The following is a 19000-nucleotide window of genomic DNA, read 5'->3' as shown; positions in this document are numbered from 1 at the left end:
CGTGCCGCCCAACAGGCGCAGGCTCCCCAAGACCCTCGGGGCGCCCAGCGCCGTCGCGCTGCCCCGCATCGCCGACCGCCTCGGCTTCCTCTACCTGGACACCGTCCAGATCAAAGCCGACCGCAACGGCGTGTGCGCGCTCGTGGAGTTCGACGACGGGCAGCAGGAGCGCGTCTACCTGCCCACCGCCGGGATCGGCTGCATCCTGCTGGGGCCGGGCACCAGCACCACGCACGAGGCAGTCAAGCGCCTCACCAAGGACGGCGCGGTGATCGTCCACGTCGGCGACGGAGGGGTGCGCTGCTACTCGGCGTTCCTCAACGACAGCACCACCACCCGCATCCTGGACCGCCAGGTCGAGATCATCGCCGACGACGCGAAGCGGCTGGCGGCGGCCAGGCGCCTGTTCACCATCCGCTTCGACGACGAGCTGCCCGACCTGCTGACCCTGGACAAACTGCGCGGCCTGGAAGGCCGGCGCATGAAGGTGCTGTACCGCACCCTGGCCCAGCAGCACCGGATACCGCGCTTCAAACGCAGCTACGACCCCGACGACTTCGACGCCCAGGACCCGGTGAACAAGGCCCTGACCTCAGGCAACCAGGCACTGTACGGGATCGTTGCGGCCGTGCTGCTCAGCCTGGGGGCCTCACCGGCCCTGGGCATCCTCCACCACGGCCAGCAGCGGGCCTTCGCCCTGGACATCGCCGACCTCTACAAGGCCGAGGTCACCATTCCGCTCGCGTTCTCCCTGCACGCCAGCACCGATCCGGAGCGGACGGCCCGCCTGCGCCTGCGCGAGGACTTCCGGCTGCTGCGCCTGATCCCGCGGATCATCACCGACGTCTACAAGGTCCTCGACCTGCCGGTCTCCGACTCCCCGGGGCCTTCCGGCCTGATCAACCTGTGGGATCCCGAGGGCGATGTCCCCTCGGGGGTGAACTACGCCGATGAGGTGGGGTGGTGATGGCCGGCGGTTTCTGCACCATCTCCACCACCGCCATCGCCGACGGCACCCGAGGTGCGTTGACCCGCTGGATGCTGGAGCCCGCCCCGGGGGTGTACGTGGGCACGCTGACCAAGCGGGTGCGCGAGCACCTCTGGTCGGGGCTGCAGCAGGCCATCGACGACCAGGGGGGCTGGGCCGTCCTGATCCACGGCTCCGACGGCGAGCAGGGGTACCGGGTCCTGACCTATGGGGAGGGCAGCCGCACTCCCAGGGAGATCGACGGCCTGACTTTGATCGGTTGGCCCAAGGCCGAAGGACCCGAAGACGAGGAGGAGGGCCCCTCTCATCCTGGTCCGTGAGAACCGCCGCCGTATGCGCACCGTTTTCGTTGAAGGCCTCCCGGCCGTCGGGTCAGGTCTTCGCGCATCGCCTCCTTGGCTCCTCGCTACGTCCCGGTCCCCATTCCAGCGGGGCCCGGGACGCGGTGTGCCCGGTTCCTTATCGAGGCGCGCCTTCGAGCAAGCCTGGAACTCGGAGGGGGAGGCTCAAGCGACTTCTTATGAGGACAATCGAGGACAGGATGAGCCGCAAAAATTATCAAGTTTTGATAACGCCCTACATCGCTGCAGTTCGCGAAGGGTGCTCCCCGCATCCGCGGGGGTGAGTCCTGACGGCGATCACCACCGCCGTCGGCGCCCTGGTGCTCCCCGCATCCGCGGGGGTGAGTCCGCCACGCCGACCTCGGTGGTCGGCTCCCCGGGGTGCTCCCCGCATCCGCGGGGGTGAGTCCCTGGGCTGACCTGCCGTCCTGCCGTGATACGCGTGCTCCCCGCATCCGCGGGGGTGAGTCCCGGGCGATCCACCCGGTGATGTCGGGGTGCAGGTGCTCCCCGCATCCGCGGGGGTGAGTCCATGCTGCACTACCGGGCGTTCGGCCTCGGCGCGTGCTCCCCGCATCCGCGGGGGTGAGTCTTCGCCCGCGTCTACCTGGACGGCGACCTGCAGGTGCTCCCCGCATCCGCGGGGGTGAGTCCAGGGCGGTGTAGGTCGTCGGGGTCACCGCTCCGTGCTCCCCGCATCCGCGGGGGTGAGTCCAGGACGGCCGCCTCGGCCGGGGCGTTCACAGCGTGCTCCCCGCATCCGCGGGGGTGAGTCCCTGCTCGCCCACGCCGAGCGCTCCCGGGACGCCGTGCTCCCCGCATCCGCGGGGGTGAGTCCAGAGGAGCCCCGGCCCAGGTGAGGACCCCTTTGGTGCTCCCCGCATCCGCGGGGGTGAGTCCGGGGACAGACGTCCGGCGGGGGTCAGTTCGGTGTGCTCCCCGCATCCGCGGGGGTGAGTCCAGGACCGGGGAGCGCTCCGCCAGCCGCCATCCGTGCTCCCCGCATCCGCGGGGGTGAGTCGCTGCCCGGCTGATCAGTACACATGTATAGCGAGTGCTCCCCGCATCCGCGGGGGTGAGTCCCATGCCCCCGTTCGCCGCCACCGCCGCCTGCTGTGCTCCCCGCATCCGCGGGGGTGAGTCCCCCGATGCCGGGGAGAAGGAGTGGCTGCTCGGGTGCTCCCCGCATCCGCGGGGGTGAGTCCGTCTCGGCCTCCCTGCGGCTGCGAGGCCGACGGTGCTCCCCGCATCCGCGGGGGTGAGTCCCCCTCCTCATCGAGGCCATGGAGCAGCGCACCGTGCTCCCCGCATCCGCGGGGGTGAGTCTGTCCAGCTCCGGGTCGTGATCGGTGTCTAGCTGTGCTCCCCGCATCCGCGGGGGTGAGTCCGGCTCGGGCGTCCTGGGGGCCCAAGTGGGGGTGTGCTCCCCGCATCCGCGGGGGTGAGTCCGGCTCGGGCGTCCTGGGGGCCCAAGTGGGGGTGTGCTCCCCGCATCCGCGGGGGTGAGTCGTCCATGGACAGGTCGACGTCTCTCTCTGCGCCGGTGCTCCCCGCATCCGCGGGGGTGAGTCGCTGGTGGAGCTGTCCAACCGGTCCCGGAGTGGTGCTCCCCGCATCCGCGGGGGTGAGTCCCAGGGCGGGTGTCTCCATCAGGGTCGGTCCACGTGCTCCCCGCATCCGCGGGGGTGAGTCTCCGGCGGGGCGCCCGTGCCCAAGGGGGATGGCGTGCTCCCCGCATCCGCGGGGGTGAGTCCTCGTAGGCGCGGTGGCCGTCGGCCTGCTCCTCGTGCTCCCCGCATCCGCGGGGGTGAGTCCGTGCTGGTGCTGGGGCGCCGCCCCGAGTGGCAGTGCTCCCCGCATCCGCGGGGGTGAGTCCGCACCGGAACCGGAACACGGCCGGAGCGGGGAGTGCTCCCCGCATCCGCGGGGGTGAGTCCATCCTGGCGGGGATCTTCATGGACCCGCGCACGTGCTCCCCGCATCCGCGGGGGTGAGTCCCGCAACGGCTACCGCCGCGCGGACGTCCTGGCGTGCTCCCCGCATCCGCGGGGGTGAGTCCCCGCCGAACACGACAAGGAGCCGCTTGAGATGGTGCTCCCCGCATCCGCGGGGGTGAGTCTTCTCGGCGTCAGCTTGTCGGCGGTGATGATCTGTGCTCCCCGCATCCGCGGGGGTGAGTCACCGGTCCGGACACCTCTCGCGCGCGCCCGCGCGAGTGCTCCCCGCATCCGCGGGGGTGAGTCTTCTCGGCGTCAGCTTGTCGGCGGTGATGATCTGTGCTCCCCGCATCCGCGGGGGTGAGTCACCGGTCCGGACACCTCTCGCGCGCGCCCGCGCGAGTGCTCCCCGCATCCGCGGGGGTGAGTCCTTGCTGCGGGGCTTGCGGCGGCCGTCCTGGGAGTGCTCCCCGCATCCGCGGGGGTGAGTCCTTGCTGCGGGGCTTGCGGCGGCCGTCCTGGGAGTGCTCCCCGCATCCGCGGGGGTGAGTCCCTGGCGATGTAGAGCTCGCCGTCGTCGGTCAGGGTGCTCCCCGCATCCGCGGGGGTGAGTCCAGCTCTCTGAGGCCGGGACCCTGGCCTCCGCCGTGCTCCCCGCATCCGCGGGGGTGAGTCGGCGTCCAGCGAGGTCGGGGCCACATGCAGCCGGGTGCTCCCCGCATCCGCGGGGGTGAGTCCAGGCGGCCGACGCTGTAGCCGTTGGGGCGCGTGTGCTCCCCGCATCCGCGGGGGTGAGTCCGTCCTCGGCGCCGCGTCCCTCGGTCGAGGAGCGTGCTCCCCGCATCCGCGGGGGTGAGTCCCCGCCCCACCTGCGCACTCTCCCTTGCGCACCGTGCTCCCCGCATCCGCGGGGGTGAGTCCTCGTGGACCACCACCGGCGCCGCGCGGAAAAGGTGCTCCCCGCATCCGCGGGGGTGAGTCCTCCGAGTCCGGCGAGCCTGTACCGATTCCTCAGTGCTCCCCGCATCCGCGGGGGTGAGTCAGTTCTGCAGCCGGGCGACAGCGGGCTTGCCCTTGTGCTCCCCGCATCCGCGGGGGTGAGTCCGCCGCTCCGGCGGCCAAGTCCGGGAGCGGGTGCGTGCTCCCCGCATCCGCGGGGGTGAGTCACGTCAGCCCGGCCTCCCCCGGCCGGTAGGCCCGTGCTCCCCGCATCCGCGGGGGTGAGTCCATCCAGGTCAGCGACGCCCCGTTCTTCGAGGGGTGCTCCCCGCATCCGCGGGGGTGAGTCCTTCGGCAGGGGCACCCCTCCGTGGCCCCACACGTGCTCCCCGCATCCGCGGGGGTGAGTCGCAGCCCGCTCTCAGCACGACCGCGCGCATCGCGTGCTCCCCGCATCCGCGGGGGTGAGTCCCAGCTCGGCGGCAGTGATGATCACCGTCTCACGTGCTCCCCGCATCCGCGGGGGTGAGTCCTTGCTGTGACGGATGTGCTGCGAGGAATTAGAGTGCTCCCCGCATCCGCGGGGGTGAGTCGTCTTTGCAGGCCACCGACCGGGCCATCCTGGAGTGCTCCCCGCATCCGCGGGGGTGAGTCCGTAATCGGCTGCGGCCCAGGACCCGGCGGCGTGTGCTCCCCGCATCCGCGGGGGTGAGTCCACCAGCCAGTTCCCGTATGCGCTGGCCATGAGGTGCTCCCCGCATCCGCGGGGGTGAGTCCCGGGGGCGCCCGCACTGACCTGCGGGTGCCTCGTGCTCCCCGCATCCGCGGGGGTGAGTCCGTCATCAGCGCTTCGGGGGGATGCCGGCCTTCGTGCTCCCCGCATCCGCGGGGGTGAGTCGGTAGGTCTCCGACTCACAATCGTGCGGCGAGGGTGCTCCCCGCATCCGCGGGGGTGAGTCCCCGCCAGCGGCGAATGCCGAGTTGCCGGTGAGGTGCTCCCCGCATCCGCGGGGGTGAGTCGATGCGGTTGCGGCCTCTGAGTACCGGAGACCCGTGCTCCCCGCATCCGCGGGGGTGAGTCCAGGCGGGCGCCGGTGGCCGCGGGGTCGCCGTGGTGCTCCCCGCATCCGCGGGGGTAAGTCCTGGTGGTGCCGGTCGCCCCCTCCGCTCTGGATGTGCTCCCCGCATCCGCGGGGGTGAGTCCCAGGCCTGCCCGGAAAACTCCCAATCCCAGGTCTCTTCGGATACCGCTCCGGAGAGTCCCATGCTGTGCCGGGGCAGATGGCCTGAGTTGAGTGCCCTGCGGTTTCCAGATCGGCGTTTCTCATGGGCCTGGTCGCCGTGCTGGAGTCGGTGCCCTACATCGCGATGGGCACCGCCAGCCGCGGGGTCCTCGCCCGGGTCCCGGCGGTGGCGCGGAGCTGAGCACGCAGGAGCGGGCCCGCGCAGGGAAGAGGGCCAGGCGATCAGGCGGCGTCGCGGCACCAGTGGGCCACCTCGACGTTCTCCAGCGGCACGCCCGGCTCGGTGCAGATGCGCTCTCTCGCCCACCGCCAGGCAGCGAACCACCCCCGCACCCGAGCCCGCCCGAGGAGCACCGACCGCCTGAAACCGCCTCCCTCTGCCTCGCCGCTCCCCGGCGAAGGACAGAACAGCCCGGCGGCGCCCCGGCACGAGGGAAGCCGTGCCCCGAAGGCCGGGAAGACCATGAGCGGCCGGCGGTTCCGCAGAAGCTCCCTCCCCGGCATCCCTCGGTGCAGGCCGCACGGCCCCTTCCTCCTGGCACCCCTCTCCGGAGGCCGCACAAGCCCGGTTCGGTTGGCACACCGGCGATACGGCCCGATCCCAGGCCTGCTAGAAACGTTTCGGAGCCGCCTGGTCGCAAAGCGAAGGAACGTGCGTGGGCAACACCGAACGGCAGAAAGCCGCTGTACTCGACTACTGGCAGGCAGTGGAATACTTCCTCCCCCAGGACCTGCCCAAAGTCCCGAAGCGGCCGAACAAATACACCCCCCTCGCCGACATCGATCCCGCCAAGGACGACCCCCTCCCCTGGCACCCCGACCACCGGCTCCAAGACCGGTGGGCCCCCTCCCGCAACAAGGAATGGCGCCACACCGTCTACTGCGGAGCCATCGACCTCAACCGCGTCCGCGACCTGCTCCGCGACAAGTTCGGCACCGAGGAGTACGGCGACGTCGAAGAACGCCGCCTCGGAGAAGCCCCCGTGGCCGCCTTCGTCCTCGACTCCTTCGGGCGCCCCCTGCTGGACACCGAGGGAATCGGCAGCTGCGGATGGGCCGTGGGCCGCACCCTGTCCCCGGGCCCTACGGTCGATAGCTGGCTGTCCGGACTCAAGCACGCCGAAGACACCTTCAGCCTGCTTTTCGAATGGCTGGCCACCGGCGGCGTCCTCTCCCGCGAAGCACTGATGCGCGTCCTGGAAAAAGACGCCTTCCTCCAGGCGGAGAGCCTCGCCGACATCTGGGAACTCCTGGAGACCGCCGAGGACGAGCTGTACCGCAGCCGCCGGTCGGAACCGGCCGTCCCCGAGCCCGCAGCCTCCGCCCGCCCCGACTCCAACCCCGCCGGCGCCAGCCGCCGCCCCCTGACCCGTCAAGACCTGCAGGCATGCACACAGACGGCACTGCGGCTGTGCGGCATCGGCGACTTCGCCCGGCCGCTGATACGGGTGAAGAGCGAACAGGTCACCTCCTGGGAGGCCGCCAGAGAACACCGCCGCCAGCAGGAGGTCATGCACCAGCGCGCAGCCGACCGGGACGCCTGCGAACCGCCCTCGGAGCCCCCTCACCCTCCCGACACCGGCGAGATCCTCAACAGCCGGATCGCCGACGACCTCGGAATGGTCGCCGAGGAGGTGCGGTCCGGGCGCTACGGCACCGCCCTGGGGGACTACCTCTCCCCTCCCTCCCGAACCGAACGCCTGAAACGCATCGACCTGCGCACCGAGACCAGCGCGGCACGCGTCGCACTCGGCAGGACCCCCTCGGCCCGGTGGCCCGCGAAGACCTCCCACCCACTGGTCTTCAGCCAGCAGGTCGCGGTCAACTCCATCGTCGACCGCCTCGGCGGCGAAGGGAGCGGCATCTTCGCCGTCAACGGGCCGCCCGGCACCGGCAAGACCACCCTGCTGCGCGACCTGGTGGCCCACGTGGTCGCAGAACGCGCCCGGGTCCTGGCCCGGCTCCCCTCCCCCGACAAGGGCTACACCTCCCCCATCACCTGGCGCACCGGGCGCAACACCACCACCGTCCACCCCCTCATCCCCGAACTGACCGGCCACGAGATCGTGGTGGCCTCAGCCAACAACGGCGCGGTGGAAAACGTCACCACAGAACTGCCCGGAGCGGGGGCCATCGCAGAGGAATGGGCCGAGGAGGCCGACTACTTCGCCGAGGTCGGCGCGAAAGTCCTGGACAGCCCCTCATGGGGCGTGTTCGCGGCCCGGCTCGGCAAACAGGCCAACCGGATCGACTTCGCCCGGCGCTTCTGGGAGGGAGGACCGCCCCAGCGCCAGGCCGACGGCAAATGGAGGCCGCCGGGCGGCGGCATGGACGACGTCCTCAAACGCCCGGCCCCCGGAATCGGCCGCTGGAGGGAGGCGGTGAAGGCGTTCACTCAGGCCGAACGGGAAGTAGAGCGGCTGCGCGAGCAGCGCCGCGACTTCGCCGCCCAGACCCACCGCCTGGCCGAACTGCGCAAAGCCGCCCAGGAGGCCTCCGAGCAGGCAGAACAGGCCCGGCACCGCCACGACGCCGCGCACACCCACAGGCGGACGGTCCTGCAGCGGCGCGAGGAAGCCCGCGACACCTGGGACCGGTGGGAACGCTCCATGGGCCAGCACTGGAGGCGCCGCCCCACAGGAATCCAGCGGCTCACCTCCGGCCGCCTCCACCAGGAATGGCAGGAGACCGCTCGGAGCATGGGGGCCCACCTCGAGCAGGCCCGCGCAGCCGACGAGGAGTGGGCCGCGCGCCTGCGCTCCGCCGACGAGCAGCTCAGCGCCGGCGAACGCGAACTCTCAGCGGTGCTCGCCCGCACCGGCAAGGCCGAACGCGCCTACTCCGCGGCCCAGCAGCAGGTCGACCGCGGGTGGGAGGAGTGGGAGGGCTTCCTCCCCACCGAAGACCTCCTGGCCGACGACCAGGCCCGCGAACTCGCCTCCATCTGGGGCGACCCGGAGCTGACGGCGGCCCGCACCCGCGTGTTCCTGACCGCGGTCGACCTGCACCGCGCGTTCCTGGAATGCACCTCCGCCAAGATGCACGCCAACCTCGCCGCGGCCGACCAGATGCTGCGCGGCAGCCAGGCGGCCGAAGCCCCGCGCGGCGGCGTACTCGGGGCCTGGCGCAGCCTGTTCATGGCGGTGCCGGTGATCTCCTCGACCTTCTCCTCCTTCGCCAAGCAGTTCGAACCCTTCGGCCAGGAAGAACTGGGCTGGCTGCTCATCGACGAAGCCGGCCAGGCCACACCCCAGCAGGCCGTCGGAGCCCTGTGGCGCTCGCGCCGCGCCGTGGTCGTCGGCGACCCGCTCCAGCTCGAACCCATCTGCAGCCTCCCCTACACCGCCCAGGAGGCGCTGCGCCGCTCCTACCGGGTCCCCGACAAATGGGTGCCCGGCACCACCTCGGTCCAGCAGCTCGCCGACGAGGTGACCCTCCTGGGGACCCGGCTTCCCGGCCCGCAGGGCCTGCCGCTGTGGGTGGGCTGCCCGCTGCGGGTGCACCGGCGCTGCGACTCCCCGATGTTCGACGTCTCCAACGAGATCGCCTACGGCGGGATGATGGTGTTCGGTACACCGGAGCGGCCCCTACTGGACCACCTCGCGAAAAGCTCCTGGGTCAACGTCGTCGCCGCGGGGCAGACCCGGGAGCACTGGGTGGAGTCCCAACGAGCCCCCCTCGAACGGATCCTGGGCAAGATGAGGGAGCGAGGCCAGGACATGAGCCAGGTCTTCACGGTCTCACCGTTCTCCTCGGTGGCCCGCACCGCCAAAGACATCGCCCTGGCCTACGGGGTCCCGGAGGCCAACGCCGGCACCGTGCACACCGCCCAGGGCAAGGAGGCCGACGTGGTCATCCTGGTGCTGGGCGGAGACCCTGCCAAACCCCGCGCCAAGGAGTGGGCCGCCCAGTCCCCTAACCTGGTGAACGTCGCGGTCAGCCGCGCCAAGCGCCGCCTCTATGTGATCGGCGATCTCGCGGCCTGGTCGAAGCTGGACTATTTCTCCACTCTGGCCGACCGGCTGCCTTCCCACGACTTCGTTCCGGCCTGAAAAAGGATCAGCCCTGCCGGGGCCCCGCCCGTAGCGGGCCCCGGCGCTGCGGAGATCGGCGGAGGTTCCGCAGGAGCCTCTCTGCCCCGCTGATCCCGGCGCATCCCGCCGCCCTGTCGTCTTCTTATTACTCAAGCCGGCCGGACTTCAGCGACAGGCTCATGGGCCGGTGATGTGGCGCAGGTAGCGGCCCGGGTCGGCCAGGTAGCGGCGCCAGTGGTCGACGGTCTCCAGTTTCTCCCACTGGGTGCGGCGGGCGCCCTCGTCGCCGAGTTCGATGATGTCGGCGCCGGGCAGTGCGGACAGGATCGGGCTGTGGGTGGCGCAGATGATCTGGGAGCCGGACTCGGCCAGGTCGTGCATGAGGCCGACCAGGCGCAGGCACGACAGGAACGACAGGGCGGCTTCGGGTTCGTCCATCAGGTACAGGCCGGGCCTGTCGAACATGGCCTGCAGGATGATGAGGAACCCTTCGCCGTGGCTGTGCTCGGCCAGGTCCTCCTCCCAGTAGCCGTTCATCCCCGAGACCGCTTCGGCCAGGCCGAAGGCGGTCTCGGCGCGCAGGAAGAACCCGGTGCGCGCGCGGCGCCCGGCGCTGAGCTGGCGGGCGCCGCGCACGGTGAGGTCCAGGCGCAGGTGTTCGCCCAGCGGGGTCTTGGGGCGGTTGTTGGCGTATTTGCGGCCGGCTCTTCCGCCGCGGGCGTCCAGGCCGTAGGCCTCGGCGATCGCCTCCACCAGGGTGGACTTGCCCGACCCGTTCTCGCCCACCAGGAAGGTGACCGGGGCGTGGAACTCCAGTGGTGCGGTGAGCAGGTCGCCCACCGCCGGGACCGTGTAGGGCCAGGCCTCCGGGTCTGGGGGACGGGCCCAGTCGGGGACGTCGATGCCTTGGACGAACACGCTGCTCCTCGCCTGGACGCGGAACCGGGACGGGCCGCCCCACCCTACCGAGGCCCTCCGACGGGACGCGGCGGCCCGGACCGGCGTCAGGAGAGGAGCCGTCCCCTCTCCTCTTGGTCGCTGAAGAGGCGGCGCACCTTCTCCCTCAGATCGAGGACGGCCTGCAAGGCATCCGCGGCCGCCTCTTTGGCCTCATCGGAGACGTCCTGCTCGAGGACGCCGCCGAGAGGCTCTTGGACCATGCGGAACATGGACAGCGCCTCCTCCCGGTCGACCGCCCCGTGCACCAGCCCCTCTTTCAGCTCGAGGAGGGCCTTCCGGCCCCGCTCGGCCTCCTCGGGCCTGCCCGATGCCTTGAGGAGTCCGGCCACCCCGGCCAGCTCCTCCGCGGCCGCATCGAACTGCGCGGCCCAGTCATGGCGCACGTACAGCCACGTCCTTTGCAGCCTTCCGAAAGGCCCGGGGGGAAGGGGCACCCAGAGCTTCGGAAGCGGCATGAAGTCCGGAACCTGTTCGGCCAGCTCCGACCGCCAGGCCGCTTCCAGGGCCTCATCCGCGGTCCCCAGGAGGGCATCGAGTTCGGAATCGCTCAACGGCCGGCGGTCCTCACTCATCCCTCTCCTCCTTCCGCGGCCAGGATCTGCTTGAGCCGTGCCCGCCCCCTGCTCACCAGCTGGCGTACGGCCTGCTCGGTTCTGCCCATGTTCTTGGCGATCTCAGCCGATCGGAACCCGGAAGCGGCCTGGGCCAGGGCGTCGCGCTGGTCGAAGGGGAGCTTCTGCATCGCTTTGAGGACCCGGCGCAGCTCTTCTCTCCGCTCCACCGCGAAGTCGGGAAGCCTGCAGGCCGGGAGGGGGATCTCTACTTCGCCCAAGGGGACCGGGCTGGGCTCGGCCGGGCTTTTGAGGTAGGCGTTCTTGGCGGCCACCCAGATGTAGGCGCGCAGGTCGTCGATCTCTCGCCGGCGGCGCCATGCTCCGGTGAGCGCGGTCTGGTAGGCGTCCCGGGCCTCTTCAACGCCGGCGCCGATCTTCTGAAGGTAGGCGGCCAGCTTGGGGCCCATCTCCTGTACGAGCAGGCGCCACTCCTCCTGCTCTGCCTGCAGGATCAGAGCCAACTGCGCGGCTACCAGGGTTTTCCCTGAGCCTGCACCCGCGTTGGTGACGAGCCTTGCGGCTTCGGCCCGAGGCCGGTCCTGCTTCATCGGCCGCCTCCTGAGGCCGGGCCGGGGGCGAGGTGGACGACCAGCGCCTGGCCACCCTCTCTGCCACCCGAGGGGTCCGGCGCTGGACCCCTGCAGCGGCACAGGCGCCTTCCTGACCCCAGCCACGCCTTCGCCACCCCCGCCGCCTCGGCGATCGCGATCGCCGCCAACCCTGCCAGCACCGGCTCCATCGGCTTCTCCCTTCCAACCCTGCTCACCCTTTAAAGAGCCCCTCGGCACCGGAGTGTGACAACCAGCAGTTCAGAGCCGCAGAGAAGGCGGCTGAAGCCGGTGAGTTTCAGAAGAAGCGCCGCTAGAGCTCCGGGACGGAGCAGGGGCCGCTCCAGTCCAGTACTCCACTGCTTCCTCTATTACCGCGGGGCGACGGAATCGCCGCTGCCCCGTTGGGGATGCCCAGGGTGAGCACAGGTGCCAGAGGCCCGGCAGGGACAGGCGGTAGGGGTGCCATGGCCGCCATCTTCGGTGGAGGGGGAGAAAGCGGTCCGGGCGGGGTTCTGGCGCGAGCGGTCCAGGGCCGATGCACATCCTGTGTCGCGCCAGGTTCCCGTCCGGTCGGCGGGGGTCCAGGGGGCTGCGGCCCCCTGGTACCACCAGGCCCTCGCCATGTACTCCTGCTTGCCTGGAGCCTCCTCGAAGAGGTGGTCGCCACGATTCCACCGGGGTCCTTGGCCCCGTTTTCCGGTGCCCATCGGTTCGGGGACGCCCCGTCAGGGGCGTGCTGGGGCCTTTGTGGCGGAGGGGTCCTTGTGTAAGAGCAGCAGCGGGAAAACACGGCTCTGAACTGGGGGTATGTGAAACGCAGTGGGGGTTGTAACCCCCCTTACCCAAGGGTAACGAGGGTTCTGGCCCCGCTTTAGGGATCCCTGGGAGGGGCCAACGGGGGTTGTAACCCCCCGAAACGTATGGATTAGCATACTCTTGCGGGTTCGGAGAGCAGAGAAGGGCTCCCGTCCCCAAAGAGAGGGGACGCGGTGCTGCGCTGCCCGCTCAGGGCCGAAGCCGCCGGGATGCCGCTGCCCTTCTGTGTACCCAGGCGGGCCGAAGAGGCCATCCGCTCTCGAACAGGGCGACGGCGTCAGCGCAGCCGCTCGTCGACGGGGAAGGCCGGGCTTGGGCAAGAGCCGCTCGCAGGCTCCTCCGCTCTGCGGACGGCCCTGGCCGTCCGCGAACTACACGGCTGGCCACCTCGGGGCGGCCCGGGTCCTTGGGACCTGCGGAGATATCGGGCACCTCCTGAGGGAACTGCAGCGGCTCCCCTCCCCCGAGTTCGACCTGCCCGAGCTCGCCCCCCTTGGAAGGGGCGGAGGCCTACCTGGACGCCGCAAGCGGAGTGGCCCCGGCCTCACCGGCCTTCCTCCGCGGCCTCATCAGCAGGCTGAGCCGCCGGTGCACCGCCCTGGAGCCGGCACTGCAGCCGGGGCACGCGCACGGCGCCGCCCACCGCAAGAACATCACCCCGCACCCCGCCGGCCCGGTGCTGCTGGACCTGGACCGGCCCTCCACTGGATTGAGGGAGTGGGGCCGGTGGTGGCCGCGGTCTAGCGGGACCTGGGCCGGTACTCAGAGGAGGAGTGCGGGGCCTTCACCGCCGCCTACGGATGGGACGTGCGCGGAGGGCAGGGCACAGGGCGCCGGCACTGGCCCGCAGGGCTCGGACAACGGCCTGGCCGTGCGGGCGCACCGGGCGCGAACCCCATCTGGTGAGTAAGGCGGAGCTGCGCATCGCCTCCTTGAACCCTTCCCTCACCTCGCAGGGGCGGCCCCCGGGAGCAGGCGCTCCAGGGCGCCTTCAGCCCGGTCCTTTCCCTTCGGGGGCGCGCAGCAGGCGGTGAGGCCGGGAAGCCTCCGCCGTTCAGGGCTGCGCCGGGGAGAACCTCTACCGGACCGCAGGGGGAAGTGCTCCGGCGGGCTCCCCTCTCTGTTCTCCGGCCAGACCCGCACCTAGCCGGTGCAGAGGCCCACCGCGAACCGCGCGGAGCCGGTGCGCAGACGGCGGCATCGGGAATGTCCCGCTCGGGCTGCGCGCCGAGGTCGGGGGCAGGAGGAGCGGCCCGGTGGCCAGGGCGGCCAGAAGATCGGCCCGGCCTGCCGGGGAGGGGATGGAGGAGTGCCGGGCGATCTCGCCTCTGGCCTCGGCTGCCGCCGGCTCGGCGGCCCCTGCGCGGTCCCGGTCGCAGCACAGCTCTCCGGGTTCGCCGGTCCGGCCGGCGTGAGGGGTGCGGTTCAGGGCCTCAGAGAAGCGGCCCGGTGCTTGGGCGCCGCTCAGCTCGGTGCTGTCCTTCACGGACCCAGCGAGCGCCGTCTCGGCCGGGGGAACCCCGCCGGCGCGGGGAGCGGAGAGCCGCAAGGGGTGCCTGCACCGCCACCGGCCGGCCTGCGGCCATGGGCGGCCATAGGCCCCGGGCCGTCGGCCAGTGGCCACATCCTTCCCTGGAAGGAAGCGGCCACTGGCCGACGCGGGCGGACGCCGCGGCCGACGGATCGGCCGGATCCCTGCCCACTGGCCAGGCCTTGGCCACCTGAGTGGCCACTGGCCAAAGCTTTCCCGGGAAGGGAGTGGCCAACGGGCTGCTCGGATGGCCAGGCAAGGCACTCGGCCCCCTGAGCGGCCAGAGGGGCTGGAGGGCGGCCGCGGCCGCGGCGGCCACTGGCCAACGCTTGCCGGAAAGGCCGCGGCCATTGGCCGCGGCCAGAGCGCTAGGCGCTGGTGCCGCTGCGGACGAGGCGGGGACGGCCATCGGCCGCCTCCTCCATGACCAGCTCCTCCTCAGCCCACAAACGCTGGACCTCGGTCCGGTACCGGCGAGCCGTGCGGGGTGCCACACCGAGTTCGGCGGCGAGTTCGTCGTCGGTGATGTCGGGGATGGCCTCCATGAGGCGGCGCGCCTGCCTGCGTCTTTGCTCGGCCGTCAGCCGGGTGTCGGGAAGGGGGGATCCCTCCTCCCCTCCCCCGGCCTGCTCCCCGCTCCCGGAGGCACCCGCGCCGGGCACCCCTGAGCCGTCCTCGGCAGAAGACCGCGGTCCTGCCTCCTCCGGCCGGCCGGCCGCGGAACCGGTGGCCGTGGCCTGGGGACCGGCCTCCGGGGCCCGGGACCCCTCCTCCCCTGCGCCCGGAGCGGCCCCGGCCTCCTGGCCGGTTCCCGCCGGCGAGGAATCCGGCCGCTGGCCGCTGCGGCTAAAGGAACCGGCCGAGTGGCCACCCCCTTCTCCGGAAGAGTCCGGCGGGGCCAGGCCCTGGCCAGCGGCCGCGGCCGACCGGCCACCCTCTTCCGAGGAAGGGACTGGCCACTGGCCAGAGGGGCCGCCCGGCCGGCCACCGCCCTCCTCGGGAACGCGCGGCCACTGGCCGCTCCGGCCGACCGGACTCTGGCCGGAGCGGCCAGGATGGCCAGAGTGGCCGGCGGCGCTCTGGCCAGAGGAGCCCTCAGAGCCGCGGCCCCGCTCGGCCTCCCGGGACGGCGGCCGGCCCGCAGAAGGCTCCGCCTGGGCCCGGACATCCGGGTCCCGCTCTGGCGCCTCCGCCCCGAGCCCTTCCCCGGGGGCGCCGGGGGCCGGCAGCCCTCCTTCCCCGGCCCGGTCGGAGGAGCCGAGCGCAGGTGCCGCCCCCTCCCCTCCGGGTTCCCCTGCTTGGGAGGAGGCGCCCGGAAGCGGCCAAAGCTCCCTGCGGCCGGGGCGCCCCTCCCCCGCTCCCGCGTGGCTCTGCACCTCGGCGGCGGACATGGCCACCCGCCGGGTGGTCAGCGCCCGCGTGATCTCGAAAGCCCGCTCCAGCTCATAGCCGTTGTCCAGCATCCACCGCAGATGCCGGGGAGTGCGCCGGCGCCAGCCCCGGCCGTACTGCTGGTGCAGCATCGCGTAGGCGAGCTGGCGCCGCTGCTCGCGCTCCAGGGCATCGGGATAGGAGTAGATGCCCCACCCCAGCATCATCCGGGCGACCTTGAACGTGGAGACGGGGTGGGCGAGCCAGCGGCCCACGGGGATGCGGTCGGCGGTGGTCCCGCGGGCCAGGCCGGCCAGGTGGCGGACCCAGGCCGCCACCCCCTCGGCGATGAGGACGATGACCACGGGCGGGCCCGCATGGCCGAGGTAGGAGGCGGTACTGCCGTCCCCCTGGGACACGTTGAGGGCGATGGTGATCGCCGAGAGCCCGTAGGCGGCCCAGCGGTTCAGCGGGTGGCGGCGGCCCTGCCACTCCATGATCAGGTCCATCGCCAGGAAGTAGACGATGACGGCGTCGATCCCCACGGGGAAGAGGAACCGGAGGTCTCCCCCGTTGATCGCGTAGAGCTGGGTGTCGGCCAGCCAGGTCGCCGATTCGTACAGGGCCGCGTAGCTCATCGTGAAGGCGACCAGGATCAGCGCGAGTGCGCTCCCGGCGATGGCGACAGTCGCCACCAGGTGGCCGCCGTGCAGGGCGCCGCGCCCCGGGGATCTGCGGGCCAGGAGGGACCGCAGCGCTGCCGCGATCGCCGCGGCCGCGGCGATCGCCAGGATCGCGATCACCCACCACGGCGGGCTGGTTTCGAAGGGCATCCGGAAGGCTCTTCCTGGAATCGAGGGGATGAGGAGACCGAAGAGGGGCATGGGGGACGGTGCTCGCCCGGCCCCGCTCCGGAGAAGGGCGGGGCCGGGCGGCCCCGGAGGGGAGGCCTGTGTCCCCGCCCCTCCCGCCGGCCCGGCCGGAACGGGATGGGTCAGGCCAGGCGCTCAGAGAAGGCGGAGGCGAACCGCTGCAGCTCATCGGCGGACATGCCGGTGGACAGCTCCTTGAAGACCTGGTCGGCGACGGCCTCGGGGTTGTCCCACTCCACGTGGAGCTTCAAGGGCTCAGGCCGCTTGCCCCTGCGGGGAGCGGCGCCGTTCACCGGCGGCCTGGAAGGCGCCTCCGCCGGGGCGGAGGCCTTCTGCCCGCGGGCCTCCTCCGCCCCGGTGTAAACCGGGTTTACACCGGCCTCGGAGGCAGAGGGGTCAGAGGAGGGGGGCGGGCTGTAAACCGGGTTTACAAGCCGCTCCCACTCCCCCAGCTGCTCCTCGGCCGACAGGGTGCCCAAGCGGCGTGCATCCTTGATGCGCAACTCCCCTCCGCGCAGAGCCTGCTGCAGCTCCGGGCGCAGGTCCAGCAGGGCCAGCCGCTGCCCGACCCAGGCGCGGGTCTTGCCCAGCCTCCGGGCGGCCTCGGCATTGGTTCCGTACACCTCCACCAGCTCGCGGACCGCGGCCGCCTCCTCCAGCGGCTCGAGGTCCTTGCGGTGGATGTTCTCCACCAGGGCCGCGGTGCGGATCGAAGCGGTATCGGCGTCCTGGGAATCGGCCAGATGCACCGCCAAGGCCGGCAGGCCGGCCAGACGAGCCGCGGCCAGCCGCCGGTTTCCGTTCACCACGACGAAGGACGCCTCGCCGACGGCCTCCTCGTAATGCGGATAGGCCTCCAGGAAGATCCGCTTGGGCATGACACTGACCGGCTGGCGCAGCCCGTGGGTGCGCAGGCTCTCGGCGAGCTCCTCCAGATCCCCCAGCTCGTCACGGGGGTTGTCGGGGTTGCCCGCCAGCTGCTCCAGCGGAACCCGGGTCGGATCGGCCGGGGCGTCCCCCGTCGCCTGGGCGATCAAGCGCCTGCGCGCGCTGGCCGGGCGGCCGGCCGCGCTGAAGGAGGCGGAAGCGCCGAGTTTGTCGGCCTTGCTCACGACAGCTCCTTCACGATGTCACGCATGGCCTGGGACTGGGCGGATTCGGGATCGTAGGCGAGCAGGCCGCGCTTGCTGCGCACCGCCTCGCGCTGCTCCTTGCGGTCGGGGATCACTGCGATCACCCGGGGGTCACCGATGCTCTTCCAGCTCTCCAGGGAAGAGGTCGCGATGTACCCTCGGCGCCCGTCGTACATGTTCACCACCAGGCCGAGGTAGTCGATCTCGATGCGCATGTCCTCGCGCAGGTCCTCGATCTGGCCGGTGAGCAGGGTGAAGGCATCGGCGCTGGAGTCCTCGGCCTGGACCGGGATGACCACGCCGGAGCGGGCGAGGTCCTCCCCGTCGCGGCGCCGGCCGTAGTAGATGGCGCTGTCCATCGCCAGCCCGAGGCTGGGCGGGCAGTCCACCAGGACGATGTCGTAGTCGCCCTCGACGGGCTCCAGCGCGCGCTCCAGCGCGGCCTCCCGGGCGCGGATCGTGGACAGCTTGACGTCCAGGACGAACCCGTCCGCGCAGGAGGGAAGGACATGGAGCCGGTCGCCGAAGCGCTCCTCCTCCACCGGGACGATCAGATCGGCGATGGAGCCCTTGGCCTCGCCCGTCATGTGCTTGACGAGGCTGTCGCCGTCCAGCGGCAGGGCTTCGATGCCCAGCTGGCTGCTCAGGTGGCCCTGGGGGTCGTAGTCGACCATGAGCACCCGCAGCCCCGGGCCCCCGTGGGAGCCTCCTTCGGCGTAGGCCTGCCCCACGCCGGCGGTCAGCGCGGTCTTACCGACCCCGCCCTTCTGATTGGCCATGATCTCGCGTCGAGGTGAGCGCACACCAGACTCCTGTCCGGGAGAGGGATGGTCGGCCAGCCAGAGGCCGACCGCCTGCGCCAGGCCCTGGATGTAGGAGACATCCCGCCGGGCGCAGATTTTCTTGAACTCGTCGTAGACCCCTGGGAACAGCCACGTGCTGAACGATGCGGCCCCCGAGGTGTCGGCGATCGGAATCCGATCCGCGGGCGTCCGCCGCCACAGCGTGATCGCCTCGGCGACCGCGTCCTGGATATCGACGCGATACTCGGCGGCGCGGACCTTCAGCCGCGCCCGCAGCGCCTCGGGGATCTTGGACGTGACCTTTTCACGGTCCTCAGCGGGTCGTGATGCCATCATGGCGTTACCTTACTAACGCCAGGCGGTTCTTTGGTTCACCTGAGGTGTGGCGTGTCGCTCTCGTTTCCAGGCGAGCGAAGGGCGAATGTAAACCCGGTTTACACCCCGGGAGCGCCCCGGCCGCCGTGTACCCCTTGAACGGGAAGGGAGCGGCCTGAGCGCGGAGGCGGTCACCACCGCAGAGAACCGCCCGGGAAACCCCCCCGCAGCCGGATCCGGCTCCGAGGAGAAGGCGGCGGCCGGTGGAACGGAACGCCGCCCCGGCCCGGGAGCATTTGCACAAGGCGCCGCCGGCCGAGCCGTGCGAACCGATGCACTGGACTCCTCCCGCATCCGGGAGCTGGAAAAAGGGGTCGGCGGCGAAATGGCGCCGCTCGCCCATCCCGCTACTGGAGGCCGCCCTACTGGCAAGGAGCGCCCCCGCTGCTCCCCCGCCATCGGCCGGCGCACTCCAGATGGAACCGCCCACTGGCCGTGCACCGCGGCGACGAACACGGCCCGGGGCGGTGCCGGGCGGCGGAGCTGGGGAT

General features: G+C 71.8%; 9 protein-coding genes and 1 CRISPR repeat array. Of the genes, 3 read left to right on the top strand and 6 right to left on the bottom strand.

The window, feature by feature from the left end; all coding sequences use genetic code 11:
- The first annotated feature begins 1 nt into the window (after position 1).
- The 3 genes from cas1e (at position 2) to J0910_RS30000 (ending at position 9501) form a co-directional block, all read left to right on the top strand.
- Complete coding sequence (gene cas1e, locus J0910_RS30010; RefSeq protein ID WP_420162139.1) at positions 2–967, top strand: type I-E CRISPR-associated endonuclease Cas1e; 966 nt, start codon at positions 2–4, stop codon at positions 965–967.
- Positions 967–1308, top strand: a complete 342-nt coding sequence (cas2e, locus tag J0910_RS30005; RefSeq protein ID WP_420162138.1) for a type I-E CRISPR-associated endoribonuclease Cas2e — start codon at positions 967–969, stop codon at positions 1306–1308. The genes cas1e and cas2e overlap by 1 nt, the downstream gene beginning before the upstream one ends.
- 280 nt (positions 1309–1588) lie before the next feature.
- Positions 1589–5408: direct repeats of the CRISPR family, unit length 28 nt; unit sequence GTGCTCCCCGCATCCGCGGGGGTGAGTC.
- A 697-nt stretch (positions 5409–6105) separates the two neighbouring features.
- Positions 6106–9501, top strand: a complete 3396-nt coding sequence (locus J0910_RS30000; RefSeq protein ID WP_420162137.1) for an AAA domain-containing protein — start codon at positions 6106–6108, stop codon at positions 9499–9501.
- A gap of 159 nt (positions 9502–9660) precedes the next feature.
- Here the strand turns inward: J0910_RS30000 and J0910_RS29995 are convergent, their stop codons facing one another.
- From J0910_RS29995 to J0910_RS29970, 6 genes are all read right to left on the bottom strand, one after another.
- Positions 9661–10401 carry an AAA family ATPase gene (locus J0910_RS29995; RefSeq protein ID WP_420162136.1) on the bottom strand — a complete coding sequence of 247 codons (741 nt, stop codon included), beginning with the start codon at positions 10399–10401 and terminating at the stop codon, positions 9661–9663.
- A gap of 86 nt (positions 10402–10487) precedes the next feature.
- Entirely contained in the window at positions 10488–11015 is a 528-nt protein-coding gene (locus J0910_RS29990) for a hypothetical protein (RefSeq protein ID WP_420162135.1), read from the bottom strand.
- Entirely contained in the window at positions 11012–11518 is a 507-nt protein-coding gene (locus J0910_RS29985) for an RNA polymerase sigma factor (protein ID WP_420162134.1), read from the bottom strand. Before J0910_RS29985 ends, J0910_RS29990 begins: the two co-directional genes overlap by 4 nt.
- Positions 11519–14323: 2805 nt before the next feature.
- Positions 14324–16159, bottom strand: coding sequence for a DUF2637 domain-containing protein (locus tag J0910_RS29980; RefSeq protein WP_420162133.1), 1836 nt, complete (start codon positions 16157–16159; stop codon positions 14324–14326).
- Between the two features lie 161 nt (positions 16160–16320).
- Entirely contained in the window at positions 16321–17310 is a 990-nt protein-coding gene (locus J0910_RS29975; protein ID WP_420162132.1) for a ParB/RepB/Spo0J family partition protein, read from the bottom strand.
- Entirely contained in the window at positions 17307–18470 is a 1164-nt protein-coding gene (locus J0910_RS29970; protein WP_420162131.1) for a ParA family protein, read from the bottom strand. The genes J0910_RS29975 and J0910_RS29970 overlap by 4 nt, the downstream gene beginning before the upstream one ends.
- Positions 18471–19000 lie beyond the last annotated feature (530 nt).

The organism is Nocardiopsis oceanisediminis (assembly GCF_048595525.1).
In the GTDB taxonomy this organism is placed as follows: domain Bacteria; phylum Actinomycetota; class Actinomycetes; order Streptosporangiales; family Streptosporangiaceae; genus Nocardiopsis_A; species Nocardiopsis_A oceanisediminis.
This window is presented reverse-complemented; position numbering and strand designations above follow the sequence as displayed.

Bases quoted from the DNA above. Each gene is read 5' to 3' on its own strand.
- cas2e (WP_420162138.1), top strand. From the start codon at position 967: ATGGCCGGCGGTTTCTGCACCATCTCCACCACCGCCATCGCCGACGGC.
- J0910_RS29990 (WP_420162135.1), bottom strand. From the start codon at position 11,015: ATGAGTGAGGACCGCCGGCCGTTGAGCGATTCCGAACTCGATGCCCTC.
- J0910_RS29980 (WP_420162133.1), bottom strand. From the start codon at position 16,159: ATGCCCTTCGAAACCAGCCCGCCGTGGTGGGTGATCGCGATCCTGGCG.
- J0910_RS29970 (WP_420162131.1), bottom strand. From the start codon at position 18,470: ATGATGGCATCACGACCCGCTGAGGACCGTGAAAAGGTCACGTCCAAG.